Source organism: Polaromonas sp. P4_F9 (assembly GCF_056401235.1).
Window position 1 is genome coordinate 1 of record NZ_JBFUJT010000036.1, and the last position, 16,860, is coordinate 16,860.

Annotated in this window: 16 protein-coding genes and 1 pseudogene; 4 read left to right on the top strand and 13 right to left on the bottom strand. The window is 64.1% G+C overall.

Annotated features, from left to right (window positions below):
• Positions 1-183: 183 nt before the first annotated feature.
• The 3 genes from AC1DUB_RS23695 to AC1DUB_RS23705 are packed head-to-tail and all read right to left on the bottom strand — an operon-like array spanning position 184 to position 2,612.
• Entirely contained in the window at positions 184-837 is a 654-nt protein-coding gene (locus AC1DUB_RS23695) for an L-threonylcarbamoyladenylate synthase (protein ID WP_477731614.1), read from the bottom strand.
• A gap of 9 nt (positions 838-846) precedes the next feature.
• A complete protein-coding gene (locus AC1DUB_RS23700) occupies positions 847-1,752 on the bottom strand; it encodes a DMT family transporter (RefSeq protein ID WP_477731615.1) in 906 nt (301 codons plus the stop codon).
• Positions 1,752-2,612 carry a 3',5'-nucleoside bisphosphate phosphatase gene (locus AC1DUB_RS23705; protein WP_477731616.1) on the bottom strand — a complete coding sequence of 287 codons (861 nt, stop codon included), beginning with the start codon at positions 2,610-2,612 and terminating at the stop codon, positions 1,752-1,754. Before AC1DUB_RS23705 ends, AC1DUB_RS23700 begins: the two co-directional genes overlap by 1 nt.
• A gap of 175 nt (positions 2,613-2,787) precedes the next feature.
• On the opposite strand from AC1DUB_RS23705, the gene AC1DUB_RS23710 reads away from it, so the two are divergent.
• The gene (locus tag AC1DUB_RS23710) at positions 2,788-3,459 is read left to right on the top strand and encodes a glutathione S-transferase family protein (RefSeq protein ID WP_477731617.1); all 672 of its coding nucleotides are present in this window, start codon (positions 2,788-2,790) and stop codon (positions 3,457-3,459) included.
• Positions 3,460-3,761: 302 nt separating this feature from the next.
• Here the strand turns inward: AC1DUB_RS23710 and recJ are convergent, their stop codons facing one another.
• Together recJ and AC1DUB_RS23720 are read right to left on the bottom strand one after the other, a co-directional pair.
• The gene (recJ, locus tag AC1DUB_RS23715) at positions 3,762-5,564 is read right to left on the bottom strand and encodes a single-stranded-DNA-specific exonuclease RecJ (RefSeq protein ID WP_477731618.1); all 1,803 of its coding nucleotides are present in this window, start codon (positions 5,562-5,564) and stop codon (positions 3,762-3,764) included.
• Between the two features lie 76 nt (positions 5,565-5,640).
• A complete protein-coding gene (locus tag AC1DUB_RS23720; protein WP_477731619.1) occupies positions 5,641-6,684 on the bottom strand; it encodes a hypothetical protein in 1,044 nt (347 codons plus the stop codon).
• 169 nt (positions 6,685-6,853) lie between these two features.
• Between AC1DUB_RS23720 and AC1DUB_RS23725 the strand changes: the two genes are divergently transcribed.
• From AC1DUB_RS23725 to AC1DUB_RS23735, 3 genes and pseudogenes are all read left to right on the top strand, one after another.
• Entirely contained in the window at positions 6,854-8,110 is a 1,257-nt protein-coding gene (locus AC1DUB_RS23725; protein WP_477731620.1) for a lipoprotein-releasing ABC transporter permease subunit, read from the top strand.
• A 100-nt stretch (positions 8,111-8,210) separates the two neighbouring features.
• Complete coding sequence (gene lolD / locus AC1DUB_RS23730; RefSeq protein WP_477731652.1) at positions 8,211-8,885, top strand: lipoprotein-releasing ABC transporter ATP-binding protein LolD; 675 nt, start codon at positions 8,211-8,213, stop codon at positions 8,883-8,885.
• Between the two features lie 176 nt (positions 8,886-9,061).
• Positions 9,062-9,180, top strand: a pseudogene (locus AC1DUB_RS23735) (IS5/IS1182 family transposase); the annotation flags it as partial.
• 67 nt (positions 9,181-9,247) lie between these two features.
• Here the strand turns inward: AC1DUB_RS23735 and ruvC are convergent.
• The 8 genes from ruvC to AC1DUB_RS23775 form a co-directional block, all read right to left on the bottom strand.
• On the bottom strand, positions 9,248-9,796 hold the full coding sequence (ruvC, locus tag AC1DUB_RS23740; RefSeq protein ID WP_477731621.1) for a crossover junction endodeoxyribonuclease RuvC: 549 nt from the start codon (positions 9,794-9,796) through the stop codon (positions 9,248-9,250).
• A gap of 58 nt (positions 9,797-9,854) precedes the next feature.
• Positions 9,855-10,835, bottom strand: a complete 981-nt coding sequence (locus AC1DUB_RS23745) for a phosphatidate cytidylyltransferase (RefSeq protein WP_477731622.1) — start codon at positions 10,833-10,835, stop codon at positions 9,855-9,857.
• Positions 10,836-10,853: 18 nt separating this feature from the next.
• Entirely contained in the window at positions 10,854-11,486 is a 633-nt protein-coding gene (locus AC1DUB_RS23750) for a lysophospholipid acyltransferase family protein (RefSeq protein WP_477720579.1), read from the bottom strand.
• A gap of 6 nt (positions 11,487-11,492) precedes the next feature.
• A complete protein-coding gene (gene mtgA, locus AC1DUB_RS23755; protein WP_477731623.1) occupies positions 11,493-12,230 on the bottom strand; it encodes a monofunctional biosynthetic peptidoglycan transglycosylase in 738 nt (245 codons plus the stop codon).
• Complete coding sequence (aroE, locus tag AC1DUB_RS23760) at positions 12,227-13,078, bottom strand: shikimate dehydrogenase (RefSeq protein WP_477731624.1); 852 nt, start codon at positions 13,076-13,078, stop codon at positions 12,227-12,229. The genes mtgA and aroE overlap by 4 nt, the downstream gene beginning before the upstream one ends.
• A 96-nt stretch (positions 13,079-13,174) precedes the next feature.
• Positions 13,175-14,023: an energy transducer TonB gene (locus AC1DUB_RS23765; protein ID WP_477731625.1), complete on the bottom strand. Its 849-nt coding sequence runs from the start codon at positions 14,021-14,023 to the stop codon at positions 13,175-13,177.
• Positions 14,024-14,050: 27 nt separating this feature from the next.
• Positions 14,051-16,126, bottom strand: a complete 2,076-nt coding sequence (locus AC1DUB_RS23770; protein ID WP_477731626.1) for a ribonuclease catalytic domain-containing protein — start codon at positions 16,124-16,126, stop codon at positions 14,051-14,053.
• Positions 16,127-16,193: 67 nt separating this feature from the next.
• Entirely contained in the window at positions 16,194-16,790 is a 597-nt protein-coding gene (locus AC1DUB_RS23775; protein WP_477731627.1) for a YqiA/YcfP family alpha/beta fold hydrolase, read from the bottom strand.
• Positions 16,791-16,860: the final 70 nt, after the last annotated feature.

A 16,860-nucleotide genomic window follows, 5' to 3' on the forward strand; every position in this document is an offset into this window, starting at 1 on the left:
GCCCCATGGGGATGCAAACGCGACCGCGTTTGCGTCACCCCAACCCGAAGGGCAAGCGCCTTCTCGGGCGGTCTGCGGCGTTGCGGCGCTTGCCCATAGCCCAAGCTATGGGCGGCGCACCGCGCCTTGCATCCCATCCCGAGAAGGTGCTTGCGCGGCCCCGTTTAGATCGTAAACAGGTTCTTAGCCCGACAGACCCAGCGCCGCCAGATCGCCACGGCCTTTGCGGACCACCACCGGTTCGCCGCCCTCGCCCATGGGCGTCAGGTCGATCACGGTGGTGGGCGCCTGGTGGCAGGCGCCCGCGTCGATCACGGCGGCCAGTTCATGCTCCAGCTGGTCGCGGATCTCACGCGCGTCGTTGAGCGGTTCGTGAGGCGGGCTGCCGGGTCCGGGAAGGATCAGCGTGGTGGCCAGCAGCGGCGCGCCGTGCAGCTCCAGCAAGGCCTGCAGCGTCTTGTGCCCGGGCACGCGCAGGCCGATGGTTTTGCGGGACGGGTGGCTGAGACGCCGTGGCACTTCCTTGCTGGCCTCCAGGATGAAGGTGTAGGGCCCGGGCGTGGCCGCCTTGAGCAGGCGGAACTGCTTGTTGTCGACCCGCGCATAGTTGGCCAGCTCGCTCAGGTCGCGGCACAGCAGCGTGAGGTGGTGCTTGTCATCCACCCCGCGAATACGGCGCAGGCTGTCGGCCGCGGCCTTGTCGTCCAGATGGCAGACCAGCGCGTAGCTGGAGTCGGTCGGTACGGCTGCGACGCCCCCGCGCGCAAGCAGGTTCACCGCCTGTTTGAGCAGCCGCGGCTGGGGATTGTCGGGATGAACTTCGAAAAACTGGGCCATGGCGGTGTTTCAGGATTCAGGGGGGGCAACGGGCAGCCGGGTCTCGCGCACAGACAGCCACGCGCCGGCTGCACCGCACACCGCAATCAGCGCTATGCCGAATATCGACCAGCGATCGGGCACATGTGAAAACGCCAGCCAGCCGCCTATCATGGCAAAGCCGATCTGGGTATAGAGAAAGGGTGTCAGGGTCGACGCCGGCGCCCGGCCATAGGCCAGGATCATCATGAAATGCCCAACGGTGCCCATGACCCCCATGAGCATCAGGCCAGCCCACAGCGTCCAGGAGTCCAGCCACGTCCAGGCAAACGGCAGCGCCAGCGATGCGATCAGTGTGCCCACCCAGCCGGTATAAAAATGCATGGTGACGGGGTCTTCAGTGCGGGCGAGGCGGCTGGTCAGGATCTGGAACCAGGCGTGGCAGGCCACCAGCGCCAGCGGCAGCAGCATCGTCCAGTCAAAGGTGTCGTCGCCCGGGCGGATGATGATCAGGGTGCCCATGAAGCCGCCGACCACCAGCGCCCAGCGCAGCACCGAGACCCGCTCGCCCAGCGTCAGCGAGGCGAGCAGGGTGATGATGAGCGGCGAGATCATCACGATGGCCGTGAATTCGCCTACCGGCATGTACTTGAGGCTGAAGAACGCCAGCATGCTCGAGGTCAGCAGCAGCACGCCACGCAGGCATTGAAAGCGGGGGTGAGCCGTGCGCAGCAGCGAGCGGCCGCGCGTCGGCAGCACGGCCACCGTGGTGGCAACCGCCTGGAAGGCATAGCGGAACCACAGGGCCATCAGCACCGGCACACTCGCGCTGATGAATTTGGTGGTGGTGTCCAGCAGGGCAAAGCAGGCCATCGCCGCCACCTGGAGCGCGATGCCGGTCAGAGCGTGGGGAGCGGTTCTTGCGGGGCCGGCCATTACTGGATCCGGTCCGCCAGCAGGTCCCATACCGGGGTGAGCTCACCCGGCAAAAAGGGCAGGGTGCCCAGGTCAGTGTGGCTCTCGTCGGGGCTGTGAAAGTCGCTGCCGCGCGAGGCCGCCAGGCCGAATTCCCGGGCGGTTTCGGCGTATTTCAGGTATTCCTGCGGGGTGTGGCTGCCCGTGACGACTTCAACCCCTTGCCCCCCATGCGCCTTGAATTCGGTGAAGAGCGCGTACTCTTCATTGGGTGTGAACTTGTAACGGCCCGGATGGGCGATCACCGCCACGCCCTGGGCCTTCGTGATCCAGCCCACAGCGTCACGCAGATTGGCCCAGCGGTGGGGCACATAACCGGGTTTGCCTTCGGTGAGGTATTTGCGAAAGACGTCGGCTGTTTCGCGGCACACGCCGGACTCCACCAGAAAGCGGGCAAAGTGCGTGCGCGAAATCAGCTCGGGGTTGCCGACAAACTTCAGGGCCCCTTCGTAAGCCCCTTTGATGCCTACCTTGGCCAGGCCGTCAGACATTTCCATGGCACGCTGCTCACGCCCGCCCCGCGTGTTGCGCAGACCTTGCTGCAAGTCTGCATCGTCGGCATCAAAACCCAGGCCCACAATGTGCACGGTCTCGCCGGCAAAGGTGACCGATATTTCCGTTCCGGTGAGGTAATACAGCCCCTGCGCACTGGCGGCGGCCGCGGCACGCTGCTGGCCGCCAATCTCGTCATGGTCTGTCAGGGCCCACAACTCCACGCCGTTGGTTTTGGCGCGCTCTGCCAGGGCCTCCGGGGTCAAGGTGCCGTCGGATACGACGGAATGGCAATGCAGGTCGGCATTGAGGATGTTTTTGAACGTCACAATCCCATTTTAGGCGCTATGACCTGCGGCTGCAGCGAATACGGCTGACCGGGCGCGGGTGGGGCCCAGTTTTTGCTATTGGAGGAAGAGGCCATTGCCTGCCATGGCTGCTCAATTTGACCTTTACCTTTGATTTGCCTTTGATTTGACCTTTGATCTCACCTGGGAATTGCCCATGATCACCCTTCACCACCTGAACAATTCCCGTTCACAGCGCATCGTCTGGCTGCTTGAAGAGCTGGGCCTGGCCTATGACATTCAGCGTTACGAGCGCGATCCCCAAACCATGCTGGCGCCGGCTTCGCTGCGCGCGGTGCACCCGCTGGGCAAGTCGCCCGTCATCACCGACGGCGATCTGACGCTGGCGGAGTCAGGAGCCATCATCGACTACCTCATCGAGCGTCATGGCGCGGGGCGCCTGGCCCCCGCTACCGGTACGCCGGCGCGTTTGCGCTACACCTGCTGGCTGCAGTACGCCGAGGGCTCGGCCATGCCACCGCTCTTGCTCAAGCTGGTGTTCGACAGGATTGAGACCGCGCCCATGCCGTTTTTGGTCAAGCCGATTGCCCGGGCGATTGCCGGCAAGGTCAAGGCATCCTTCATCGAGCCGCAGATCAGGCAGCACCTGGATTATCTGGAAGCCTCACTGGGCGAGAGCGGCTGGTTTGCCGGTGACGAATTCAGCGGCGCCGACATTCAGATGAGTTTCCCGCTGGAAGCCGCTGCCGCGCGGGGCGGGCTCAACGCCAGCCGGCCCCGGCTGATGGATTTTTTGCAACGCATTCATGCCAGGCCGGCTTACCAGCGTGCCCTGGAGCGTGGCGGAGACTACGCCATCGTCAGCTAGCCATCGCCAGCTGGCTATCGCAGCTCGCAAGGATGAGTTAGCGAAAACCGAAATACGACAGGATGACGCCGATGATCACGACGAGGCCTACGATGTAAATGATGGTGTTCATGATGTCCTTTGGGTAGTTGACGCGCCGATGCAGCGTAGCTATACGCCAATCATTGCCGCCGCTCCTGTGCCGGACTGTAGGCGGCTCCACCCAAGCACCGTCGGACAGGGCCCTCTACACGCAGGCAGACAACCAGCGCGGTGTTGCCGTCTCGCCCGCAAGCCCCCGCGACACACCCTACAAAACCACGCTAAAGCTCGGCGCCTTCCACCAAAAAGCGCACGCGCTTGACGCCCTGCCACTCATCGGCATCCAGCCTGAACGCGATCGTCACGCGTGCGGGCAGTGCCGTGGTGTGGCCGAACCAGATACCGTCCACCGGCTGGCCCTGATGTTTCAGTTTCAGGGCCAGGTGTTTTTCACCCACCAGCCGTTGCGACACCACCTCGACTTCCTCGCTGAAGGTGGGGGCCGCAAACCCCTGTCCCCAGACTTCCCGGTGCAAGGTGTCCACCACATCGGTGCGGCGGTACTCGGCCGGCAGCGGGCCGTCAGTGTCCATGCGCCGCGTCAGCGTGGCGGCGTCCAGCCACTCGTGGGCGACTTGTTGCAGCGCTTGTTCGAACTGCTCAAAGCGCTCTTCGGCAATGGTGCAGCCGGCCGCCATGGCGTGGCCACCAAAACGCAGCAGCACGCCGGGGTGGCGTTTGGCGACCAGGTCCAACGCGTCGCGCAGGTGAAAGCCGGCAATCGAGCGGCCCGAACCCTTGAGCTCGTGTTCCTTGCCCGGCGCCTGGCTGGCGGCGAAGACAAAGGTTGGGCGATGCAGTTTGTCCTTGATGCGCGAGGCCACGATGCCGACCACGCCTTCGTGAAACTCGGGGTCAAAAATCGCGATGGCCGGTGGCGGTTCTTCATCCTCATCAATCATGGCGTCAGCCGCCAGTTGGGCCTGCTCGCGCATGCCCGCTTCGATGTCCCGGCGTTCGCGGTTGATGCCGTCCAGCATGCGGGCCAGCTCGTCGGCCCGCGCCGCGTCGTCCGTGAGCAGGCATTCAATGCCCAGCGTCATGTCGGCGAGGCGGCCGGCCGCATTGATGCGCGGGCCGAGTGCAAAGCCGAAATCGAAGGTGGTGGCCAGCGCTGCGTGGCGGCCGGCCGCGGTGAACAGGCCTGCCAGGCCGGCCGGCAGCGCGCCCGCGCGAATGCGCTTGAGTCCCTGCGCCACCAGGCGGCGGTTGTTGGCGTCCAGCCTGACCACATCGGCCACCGTGCCGAGTGCGACCAGCGGCAGCAGTGTGTCCAGCTTCGGTTGAGGAATGGCCCCCACGCTTGCCACTTCGTGTGCTGTGCTGCCCCCCGAGGGGGCTGTCCCCCCTAGGGGCGGCCCGGCGGCGGGACGGCCGAACACGCCACGCTCGCGCAGCTCGGCGCGCAGCGCCAGCAGCACATAAAACATCACGCCCACACCGGCCATCGATTTGCTTTCAAAGCTGCAATCGGGCTGGTTCGGGTTGACGATCACGTCGGCGGCGGGCAGCACCACCTGGCCGTCATGCAGCGCCGGCAGGTGGTGGTCGGTCACCAGTACCTGCATGCCCAGCGCCTTGGCCCGTGCCACGCCCTCCAGGCTGGCAATGCCGTTGTCCACAGTGACCAGCACATCCGCGCCGGTGGCCTTGACGCGCTCGGCAATCGGCGGCGTGAGCCCGTAGCCGTCAATCACCCGGTCGGGCACCAGGTAGCCAACGTTCTGTGCACCCAGCAGGCGCAGGCCGCGCAGGGCTACGGCGCAGGCGGTGGCGCCGTCGCAGTCGTAGTCGGCCACCACGCAGATTTTCTTCCCGGCGGCCATGGCATCGGCCAGCAACTGTGCGGCTTCGCGGTTGCCGCGCAGCGAGGCCGGCGGCAGCAATTTGCCCAGGCCGTCGTCGAGTTCCTCCATCGAGTGAACACCCCGCGCCGCATAGAGCTGCGCCAGCAAGGGGTGAACGCCGCCCTGTTGCAGCGCCCAGACGCTGCGCGGCGGCACGTCGCGTACCTGAATTTTCATGGTGTGATTCTTACTGTCATTTTTAGAGCTATTTTTAGAGCTGCCTGATTGGAACTGCCTGCTTGGAGCTGTTTGATCAGAGTTGTTTGAGCACGTCCGCCGGTAGGGTGGGGGCTAAAAGGCTGGACACTCTGGCAAGCAGGCCGGGGCGGCTGCTTTCATAGGTTTGGGCGCTGCGCTCACCGCACAGGGTCAGGCGCACGGACTCGCCCATGCGCTGGCGCCTCAGCAGGCCGGCGATTTCACCCGCATCCAGTGCGGCCCAGGCTTGCGCGTAAGCGGCCCAGTCATCATGAAAGGCGGCCTGGGCCAGGCCGCGCGGCACGCTGACCTGACCATTCACCCCGGGCGCCGGCAAGGACGGCAATGCGCCGGTACCGCTGAGCCAGAAGGAGTTGACCGGCAACTGGCGTCGCGCGGCCCGCTCGTCATTCAAGGGGTGCGTGTAAAGCAGCATCTGCATTTCATTTTGCAAACGCCGCATGATTTTGGCCGCTGCGCTTTTCACCTCGTGTGCCTCCTGCGTGCGGTGGCTGGCGCTGCCGGCGTCGGGCAACCACGCATCCACGTTGCGCCCCAGCACCCGGTCCAGCGAGGCCGTGGGCAGGGTGCGAAACAGCTCGCCCTCGGCCAGCCAGCGCTCGGGTGACAGGTAATGCAGCGTGATGCCGTCGGTTTCAAAGTAGGGTTGCATGGCCGCCAGCAGGGCGCGCGATTCGTCTTCACGCAGGGCCAGCGCGGCCGGGTCGGTCAGTGTGGCGTGTTCGCGCCCCATGGCCCAGTGGCAGGGCGTGACCCAGGCCCAGGCTTTGTTGCCCGCGTCATGCCCCTGCCCGGCTGCATCCCCGGCCGCCCAGGGAATCAGTCCGTCCGGCGTGCCGGGCTGAACCAGGCCCAGCGCCCGGCCCAGAGCGCGTTCGTGCGGCGGCGACAGCGAATAGGCCTCGCCCGTATCCATGTGTGTCTGTTTCATGCCGCGCAGCAGCTCGCCGAGATGGCGCGTGCTGTCGCGTGGCAGCGCCTGCATGGCCGGCAGCCATGCCTCCGTGCTGCAGGCTGCAAATGGAATCAGCAGGTGAGGGGGTGGGGAAGCTGGCGGGGATGAGGACGGGGCTGGCATGGGGCTATTGTCCGGGATGCCACAATTGAACCTGGTAACGGTAGCTGGACGCGCCCTTGGCGTGTAGCGTGTTCGTTCAACGATATCGGTCGTGAAGGCAAGAAATGTCAATTTACAAATGTTCGTTCAGATCAATGACAAGCGGTCAGCTGCGGTTGCCAGGTTAAGAATGCAAATCCCCTACGAGTTGATTCTGGGCTGGCGCTACACCCGGGCTGGCCGGGCCACGCGGCGCAACGGCTTTATCTCTTTTATTTCGGGCGTGTCCATGCTGGGCATCGCGCTGGGTGTGGCCGCGCTGATCATCGTGTTGAGCGTGATGAACGGCTTCCAGAAGGAAGTGCGCGACCGCATGCTTGGCGTGATTTCGCACATCGAGGTGCTCGCGCCCAATGGCGCAGCCCTGCCCGACCCGCAGAAAACCCTGGCCGAGATCAAGGCCAACCCGCAGGTCGCAGGTGCTGCCACCTTCATTGCCGCGCAGGCCCTGCTCGCGCGCGGCGAAGACATGAAAGGCACGCTGGTGCGCGGCATCGATCCGGCGCTGGAAGGGCAGGTCACCGACCTGGCCGTGCAATTGAAAGACACCGCCTTTCCCAAGCTGGTCAGCGGCGGCTTTGGCGTGGTGCTGGGCGGCGAACTGGCGCGGTCCATGGGTGTGCGTGAAGGCGACACCGTCACCCTGATCGCGCCCAGCGGCCAGGTCACGCCGGCGGGCGTGGTGCCGCGCCTCAAGCAAATGACGGTGGTGGGCACCTTCGACTCGGGCCACTATGAATACGACTCCGCGCTCGTCATGCTGCACCAGGACGATGCCGCCAGGATTTTCAGGCTGGAGGGCCCTACCGGCATCCGCGTCAAGCTGAAAGATTTGCACCAGGCGCGCGAGGTGGCGCTGGAACTGTCCAGAAGCCTGACCGGGGACCTGCTGATTCGCGACTGGACGCGGCAGAACAAGACCTGGTTTGCGGCGGTGCAGCTCGAAAAACGCATGATGTTCATCATCCTGACGCTGATCGTGGCGGTGGCGGCCTTCAACCTCGTCAGCACGCTGGTGATGACGGTGACCGACAAGCGCGCCGACATTGCCATCCTGCGCACCCTGGGCGCCAGCCCCCAGAGCATCATGAAGATATTCATGGTGCAAGGCGCCCTGGTCGGCGTGATCGGCACCTTCTCGGGCCTGCTCCTGGGCCTGGGCATCGCCCTGAATATCGACATCATCGTGCCGGCGCTGGAGCGGCTGCTCAATGCGAGCTTCCTGCCCCGCGACATCTACCTGATCAGCCGCATGCCCAGCGAACCGCAGTACGCCGACATCATGCCGATTGTCGTCATCTCGCTGGTGCTGGCTTTTCTGGCGACCATTTACCCCAGCTGGCGCGCCAGCCAGGTGAACCCCGCCGAGGCCCTGCGTTATGAATAAAGACAACATGGATTCACTCCGCGAGGCTTCGCTCCCCAAGGCTTCACTCCCTCTCCCCCTGGGAGAGGGCAGGGGTGAGGGCTCCCCGCTCCAAAACAAAGTGGTGCTCAAGGCCAGCGGCCTCACCAAACGCTTTCACGAAGGCCCGATCGACCTGACCGTGCTGCACGGCGTAGACCTGCAGGTGCATGCCGGCGAAACGCTGGCCATCGTCGGCGCTTCGGGTTCGGGCAAAAGCACCTTGCTGCATTTGATGGGCGGGCTCGATGCGCCCACCAGCGGGCAGGTCGAGCTGATGGGCCAAACCCTGTCAACGCTGTCAGCGGCCGAGCAGGGCCGCTTGCGCAACCAGCACCTGGGCTTTGTCTACCAGTTCCACCACCTGCTGCCCGAGTTCAGTGCCCTGGACAACGTCGCCATGCCCTTATGGATCAGGCGCCAAACCCCAGTGGAATCTGCGCAAACCGCTACCAACATGCTGGCGAGCGTGGGCCTGAAAGACCGCATCCATCACCGCCCGTCCGAGCTCTCAGGCGGCGAGCGCCAGCGCGTGGCCATCGCACGTGCACTGGTCACGCAGCCCGCCTGCGTGCTGGCAGACGAGCCGACCGGCAACCTCGACAGGTCTACGGCCGACGGTGTGTTTGAGTTGATGCTGCAACTGGCGCGTGATTTCGGCACCGCGTTTGTGCTGGTCACGCATGATGAAACGCTGGCAACGCGGTGCGGGCGGAGGTTTGGGTTGGTGTCGGGGCGGTTGTCGGAATGGAGTTGATAAGTCTCGCTGAACCAGTAGGGTTAGGCGGCGACTCTGGCGGTCACATCGATCTCGACCAAGACTCCCAGCGTAATCGGGACACTTCGACGCATGCTCGAGCGGGAAAGACACTCGGAAAGTATCGCGTGTAGGGCGGTCTCAAGCCCTGAGGAGAGCGACAGCATGACGAGTAGGGCTTTGGCAAGGCGCACTACCGAGGCCCGGCCAAGAACCGACACGCGTCTTTACGACATTAGCGTTGGCCAGCATCTACCTCGGTCGGCAGCGGTTGATGGCAAAGGTGCGTCCATGAAGGCGGCGCACCCGTGACCAGCCTCTTCCCCAAGGCGACAGCACGCTCGAGCACGCTGACAGCACGCTCAATAGTGACGACCCGCTTTGTAGGAAGCGCTGGCGTTGGGCTTCAACGCCGTGGCTGCCGCCAAAATGGCCGTTGAACGCCCCGCATGGGCGTGGGTGATGGCCAGGCCCAGCGCGTCGGCGGCGTCCTTGCCGGGGAGGGCTGGCAGCTTGAGCAGCCGCATCACCATCTGCTGCACCTCGGCCTTGCCGGCCTTGCCATAGCCGGCCACCGCCTTCTTCATTTGCAGGGCCGTGTATTCGGCCACGGCGAGATCGCTGGAGACCAGCGCGGTGATGCAGGCACCGCGCGCCTGCCCCAGCAGCAGCGTGGCCTGCGGGTTGACGTTGGTAAAGACGATCTCCACCGAGGCCATGTCGGGCTGGTAGCGCTGCACCACTTCCCGTACCCCGTCAAACAGCACCTTCAGCCGGGCCGGCAGGTCGCCGCGCACCATGTGCGTGGTCTTGATGGTGCCGCTGGCCACATAGTGCAAGTGCGGGCCGTCGACTTCGACCACGCCGAATCCGGCGATCTGCAAGCCAGGGTCAATTCCAAGAATACGCATAGGCTATAAATTTGGTAGCTGCTTGCGCAGGATTTGAAATGAAAGTGAAATGAAAGGGCTAAAGGCCAAAATACCATCGAACCGAATGGAAAAATATCGGTGCGGCAAAACACAGGGCATCGACGCGGTCCAGCAAACCGCTGGCGCCGGTGACTGACTTTCCTTCCGAACCCCAGTTGGTAATCCCGCGGTCGCGTTTGAGGGCCTTCATCACCAGGTGCCCCATGGAGCCGGCCACGCAGGCGATCAGGGCCATCGCCACCGCCTGGGCCGGCTTGAAGGGCGTCAGGCCCGCCATCAGGCCGCCGACCAGGCTGGCCACGACCACAGCGGTCAGCCAGCTGGTCCATTCAAAGCTTTGGCTGACATTGGGCGCAATCGGCGCTCGCGCCAGCCGGCGGCTGGCCAGGTGCTGCACGATCATGCAGCTCTGCACGACAAACACCAGGAAAAACACGAGGAAGGCATTCTTGCCCTGGTAATTCGGAAACTTCAGCAGCAGCAGGGCCGGCACATGGCTGATGCCGTAGACGCAGACCATGATGCCCCACTGCAATTTGGCGTTGCGCTCCAAAAAGCGGTGCGGGTCGTCTGCCAACGCGCTGACCACCGGAATTGCCAGGAACACATACACCGGGATGAACACGGTGACGAGGTCGAAATGCCGGGTGATGACGAGGGCAAACTGCAGCGGCAGCACCACAAAAAAAGCCAGCACCAGGCTGCGGTGATCGCCCTGCCGGGTCGGCGAGAGGGTGATGAATTCGCGCAGCGCAAAAAATGCCACCAGGCCAAACAGCACCGTGGCCACGGTTTCACCCAGTGTCCAGCCGACCCAGAACACCGTGCACATCACCCACGAGGTTCTCAGCAGGCCATTGAAGTCCTTGAGCTTTTGGGTATGCAGGTCATCCTCATGCCGGTCCTGCAGGGACAAGACAAACGCGGCCGCACTGATGATGAGCAGCAGGCCAAAAACCACCACAAAAAGCAGGCCCACCTGCTGGCCGGGTGACAGGTTGCGCAAAAAGGTGTTCATCAGGGCGTCTGCGGTTGATCAGGTTTGCCGGAGGTCCATGACGGCCTGGCGCGCGCGGGCCAGAAAACTGCCCCGGTCCTCCCCGGCGCCCACCGCGATGGGGGCTCCAAACGTGACCGAGCACAGGATGGGCACGGGCACCACTTCTCCCTTGGGCATCACCCGCTGTACGTTGTTGATCCAGGCCGGCACCAGCACGACCTGGGGGAATTTCTGCGCCAGGTTGTACAGGCCGGACTTGAAATTCTGTGGCTCCTCGTGGTTGCCCCGGGTGCCCTCCGGAAACAGGATGATGGAGTCGCCGTTGGTGAGCGCCTCAATCAGGGGCTCCAGCGGATCCTGCTCGCCGGTTTTGACGCGGTCCACATAAATGGCGTTGAACACCGCCGTGGTGATCCATTTCTTGAACGGCGTTTTGGTCCAGTAATCCTTGGCCGCGATGGGCCGCGTGATGCTGCGCAGCTCTTCGGGCAGGGCGGCCCACATGAGCACCAGATCCACATGGCTCTGGTGGTTGGCAAAGTAAATCCGCTGCTCGGCCTTGGGCGGGCAGCCCTGCCAGCGCGCCTGGGCACCGGTCAGCAAGCGAATCAGTCCCAGCAAAAACATGCTCATGAGTTTGGCCAAAACCGGAGACACTTTATCGTTCATGGGCTGTCAAGGCAGTTCCACACCGCCCATGCGCGCCGCAATGGTGCTGGCGCGTGAGGCCAGGTAGCCCGAGCCCGGCCGGGTTTCAAAATACTTGGGCCGCGGCAGCATCACGGCCAGGCGCGCGGCTTCATAGGCGCTCAACCGGGCCGCCGGTTTGCGGTAGTAGTGCTGGGCGGCGGCTTCGGCGCCAAACACGCCTTCTCCCCACTCGACGCTGTTGAGGTAAATCTCCAGAATGCGCCGCTTGTCCAGGAGGGCTTCCAACAGCAGCGTCAGCAGCAGCTCCTGGCCCTTGCGCAGCAGTGTGCGCTCACCCGACAGGAACAGGTTTTTGGCCAGTTGCTGGGTGATGGTGGAGCCACCAATGATCTTCGCTGGTTTGGCCGCCCGGGTGGGGGCCAGGCGGCTGCCCAGCTGCGCGGCGCGCTGCTCCGCCCTGGCGTTTTTTTCCCAGGCTTTCTCCAGCGCCTCCATGTCCACGCCTTCGTGCTCGGCGAAACTGGCATCTTCCGATGCAATCACCGCGCGTTTGAGGTGGTCTGGCAGAGCCACGTAGGGCACCCACTGCTGGCGCCATTTCAGCGTTCCGGTATGCCGGGCGACGAGGTAAATTTCAGAGCGCTGAAAGGCGGTCGATTCGGGGTTGACCACGGTCATCAGCGCAATGCGGGCCACAAAATAAATCTGCAGGGCCAGACCCGCCAGCAGGGCCAGACCCAGCAGGCGCAGCAGCGCTTTCATGTACCTGGCGCTTGCATGTCCGCGCGCATTTCCCGCAGCACCTGCTGCGATGGCGGCCGCACGCCACGCCACAGCTCAAACGCCTCGGCGGCCTGTTCGACCAGCATGCCCAGGCCGTCACGCGGCGTGGCACCGTGTTCCCGGGCCCAGGTCATGAAACCGGCCGCCGCGGGGCCGTACATCATGTCGTAAGCCAGCGCGCCGGGCTTGAGCACGCGGCTGTCGACCGGTACGCCACCACCGGCAAGGCTGCTTGCGCTGGCGTTGATGACGACATCAAAACAGCCCTCCAGTCCTTGTAGATCCTCGGATGACAGCTCGGTTGTTTGCCGCACGTGCTGAAGCGAGGCATGTGCCCTGTGGCGCGCCACCAGTGCATCTGCCTTGGCCCGGGTGCGGTTCACCAGCACCAGCCGCCGGGGCCCGGCTGCCAGCAGCGGTGCCAGCGCACCGGCGCCCGCGCCGCCGGCGCCTATGAGCAGGACGTCGCGCCCGGCCAGCGAAACGCCGGCGTTGTTCTGGATGTCGTTGACGAGCCCTATGCCATCGGTGTTGTCGGCGTAAATGGTGTTGCCATCCAGCTTCAGGGTGTTGGCAGCCTGGGCCAGCTGCGCCCGGTCGCTCTGCGTGCCGGCTGCCTGAAAGGCCTCAAATTTGAACGGAACCGTGACGTTGCAGCCGCGCGCGCCGCTCTGCACCAGTTGGGCGAGCGTTGCGGCGAAACCGTCGAGCGGCGTCAGCAGCCGGTCGTATTCCAGCGCCTGGCCAGTCAGTTCGGCAAAGCGGGCATGGATCAGCGGCGATTTGCTGTGTTGAATCGGGTTGCCCAGAACGAAGTACTTATCCATGAATGCAATGCTTATGCATGATTGAAGTCGGGAGGCATTGGAGCGTTGTTAGCAGGGGTAGAGGGTCGGGAGGGTCGGACGGGGTCGGGCGATGGCTTAGCGGTTGGTCAGCCGGGTTTCCAGTGTGTCGTCGCGCGTGAACTTGAAACGGGACACCACCACGATCTGGTCCGCCTTGCGGCGCATGGCCTCGGTGAACCGGCCGAAGGGGCCGGTGCCGCGGACGATGCTTTGGGCCCTGCGGTCCAGTGTCAGGTTGCCGGAAGTTTCTGCCACTTCGGTGTCCAGGATGCGGCCATCAAAATTCACGGTCATGACCATGGTGAGCTCGCCATACAGTTTTTTTCCGGCCAGTTCGGGAAAGTTTACGGTTCCCTTGTCCTCGATCTTGCGGCGCAGCTCGTCGTAGTACACCGCATAAACCTCTTCGCGGGTCGCCGGACTGATGTAGCGCTTTTTGGGCCGGGCATTCTCTTCATTGATGCGCCGTTCAATTTCGGCCAGTATCTTCACGAGCTGCCGGCGCTTTTCCTCACGATCGGCGTGCGCAGGGTTGGTGGCCGCCTGCGTCATGTCGGGTGGCGGCATCGAGGCCAGCTGTTTCTTGATTTGCGTCAGCAGCTGGGTCTGCTGCTCATGCAGCGATTCGATCTGTCGCTGCGTCTCGTCGCTGGCATCACCCATTTCGGTCAGGGCCGAGGGCGGCAGGGGAGAGGTGGCGCGGCCTTTTTCAAGCTGGCCGCCACCTGCCAGCGAGGCTTGCGCAATGGCTTTGGCAAAGTCCGGTTTTTCACGGGATTTCGCGTTGACCAGAATCACTTCCAGCGGTGTGTCCTGGAACACGCGGTTAAAGCGCTCCGGATCGACAAAGCGCGCGGTCAGCAGCACCGCGTGGAGGGCGATGGAGACGCCCAGGGCAATTTGCAGTGTGCTTGGTGACTTCACAAGAGGGGATTATCGGGCTTATCGGTGTCAATCAGCCGCTGCAAGTGCAGGCGCAGGCGCAGGCGCGCCATCGGCTGCCGGCTCGTCGACATCGACCGCAATCGAGATCGGACCGGCGGCCAGGTCGGCCTCGCTGTCTTCTTCTTCCATCGGCGCCGCTGATTCATCCGCCACGGTATCCAGCCGCTCGGTCACGGTGCCTGAAATGTCCAGGGTGATTTCGTCAATCGCGCCCAGTTTCACGCGTACTTTGGCGCCGCGCGGCAGGCCCTGCGCGCCCATCGCAGGCAGCACCAGCGGCAGGTCGTCGGCACGCACCAGGTTGTCCTTGAAGGCGGTGGCCGTCAGTTCGGTGATGCCGTTTTGCTGAAGGTATTTGAGTGTCCAGTAGCGCTCGATGCCGGCCTGGAAGCCGTTGTAGGCGCTGTAGGCGGCGTCGAATCCCGAGATGATGGAAAACAGCTCGGCATCCTTGGGTTTGAAGGGCGCCGCCAGGGCCGCCGTTCGGCCGTGCCGTGCGCAGGCAATGATTTGCCACTGGTTGACCAGGTCGGTGTAGCGGCGCAGCGGCGAGGTGCTCCAGGCATAGCTTTTGACGCCAATCCCCGCATGCGGCAGGGCCTTGGTGCCCATGCGCACCTTCACGCCGGGCGCCAGGCTGGCCTGGCTGCGGTAAATGCCGGGCACGCCGTGCTCGGCCAGCCACTGGCCCCAGGTGCTGTTGGCCAGGATCATGGCCTCGGCCACGATCAGGTCGAGTGGCGCGCCGCGCTGGCGGATGCTGATGCTGACCGCCTCGTCGCCCTGCGGCTCCTGGCCGGACGGGTTGTCGAGCCGAAAGTTGTAGTCGGGCCGGTTGAAGTTTTCAGGCTTGCCGCGCACGACTTCACGCTGGGCCTTCAGGTGCCTGGCCAGGCGGTGCAGAAAGGACAGTTCCACACCCCACTGGACATCCACCGGCGGGCTGGCCTGGGCCGCTTCAAAAAACGCCTCGGTGAAGACGCTGTCCAGCACGTCGTGCCGCAGGTTGCTGACGATGGGCACCTGTTCCAGCCGCGTGGCGCTTGCCTTGATCTCGAAGGTGGCTTCGTCCAGCGTGAGATAGAGCGACAGCGCGGGGCAGTTGCGGCCCTCCAGCAGCGTATAGGTCTTGACGATCTCGTCGGGCAGCATGGTCAGCTTGTAGCCCGGCATGTACACCGTGGACAGCCGCGCGCGGCCCACGGCATCAATCGCGCTGCCGGGCAGCACGACCAGGCCGGGTGCCGCAATGTGAATGCCCAGCGTGACCGTGCCGCTGCCCAGGCCTTGCACCGACAGGGCATCGTCGATCTCGGTGGTGGCGGAGTCGTCGATGGAAAACGCTTTCACGTCCGCCAGCGGCAGTTCGTCCTTGATCTCGGGCGCCTGCAGGGCCGGGAAGGCCGTGCCCTTGGGGAAGTTTTCAAACAGAAAGCGCTTCCAGTGAAACTGGTAAGGCGAGGCAATGGCACCGGCTTTTTGCAGCAGGTCCAGCGGTGCGATGTGCGTGTGGCGCGAAGCCTCGACCACGGCCTTGTATTCGGCGCTGTTCTTGTCGGGCTTGAACAGGATTTTGTAAAGCTGCTCGCGCACCGGTGCAGGGCATTGCCCCTGGGCGAGCTCTTCTGCCCACGCGGTAATCTGCGCGGCGAGCTGCTTTTTCTTCTCGATGGCGACCAATGCCTGCTGCAGGATCTCTGCCGGCGCTTTCTTGAAGCGGCCCTTGCCCGCCCGCCGGAAATAATGCGGCGATTCGAACAGGCGGAACAGCGCCGCCGCCTGCTGCTCGAGAGAGGCGGGTTTGGACGCGTCGGAACTGAAATAGTCGCGCGCCAGGTCGGCAAAGCCGAATTCCTCTTCGCTGGCAAACTCCCAGGCCAGGTCCAGTTCGATGTCTGCGCTCAATTTTTGCCCGGCGGCCACCAACTCGGCGGGGGCGGGCTTTTCAAACTTCAGCAGCGCGTTGGCCGCCTTGACCTTCACGCGCTTGCCGGAGTCGAGCTCGACCTGCAGCGATGCATCGCTCTCCGACAAAATCCGGCCCGCCAGAAACTTGCCGGTCTCTTCAAACAATACGAACAAAACGTGATCCTTTGCGTGTCTTTAATGACTTGCGGTTAGTGTAATCAGCCCGACGCTGCGTGCCGTGTCAGGCCAGTTCCAGAAAATCCAGAATCGCCGGCACATGCAGGTCGAAATCGCTCAGGGCATGGTCGCCGCCTTCGAGCAGGCGTATCCGCGCGCCGGCATAACGGGCCGTCATTTCGCGCCAGTCCAGCACTTCGTCGCCTTTGGCGATCACGGCCAGGTAGTTTTCAGGCGTTTTCAGCGGGCCGGCATGCAGCGCGCGCAACTCGTCCACAAAGCGGGGTTCAAAGAAAAAGTGCTCTTCAGCGTTGTGCCAGGCGGTTTGCTCGCCGATGTAGCCGCTCAGGTCGCGCGCCGGCTCCACCGCGGGGTTAAGCAGCACCGCCTTGCAGCCGGTCCGTTCGGCCACTGCGGTGGCATAAAAACCGCCGAGCGAGGAGCCGACCACGGCCAGGCTTTCGAACCCGGCTTCCCGGGGCCAGCCGGCAATGCCGTCCATGATTGCCTGCAGGGCCTCGCGCGGGGAGGGTGGCAGTTGCGGGCACCACCACCGCACGGACGGATGGCGCAGCCGCACGATGGCGGCCATTTTTTTCGCCTTGGCGGACTGGGGGGAGGAGCGAAAACCGTGCAGGTAGAGCAGGTGGGTGGTGCGCATGGCGACATGGTACGTGGCTGAGCTGCAGCGGGGCCGGTGCGGGGGCTTGTACGGGTATCGGGTGGCCGGT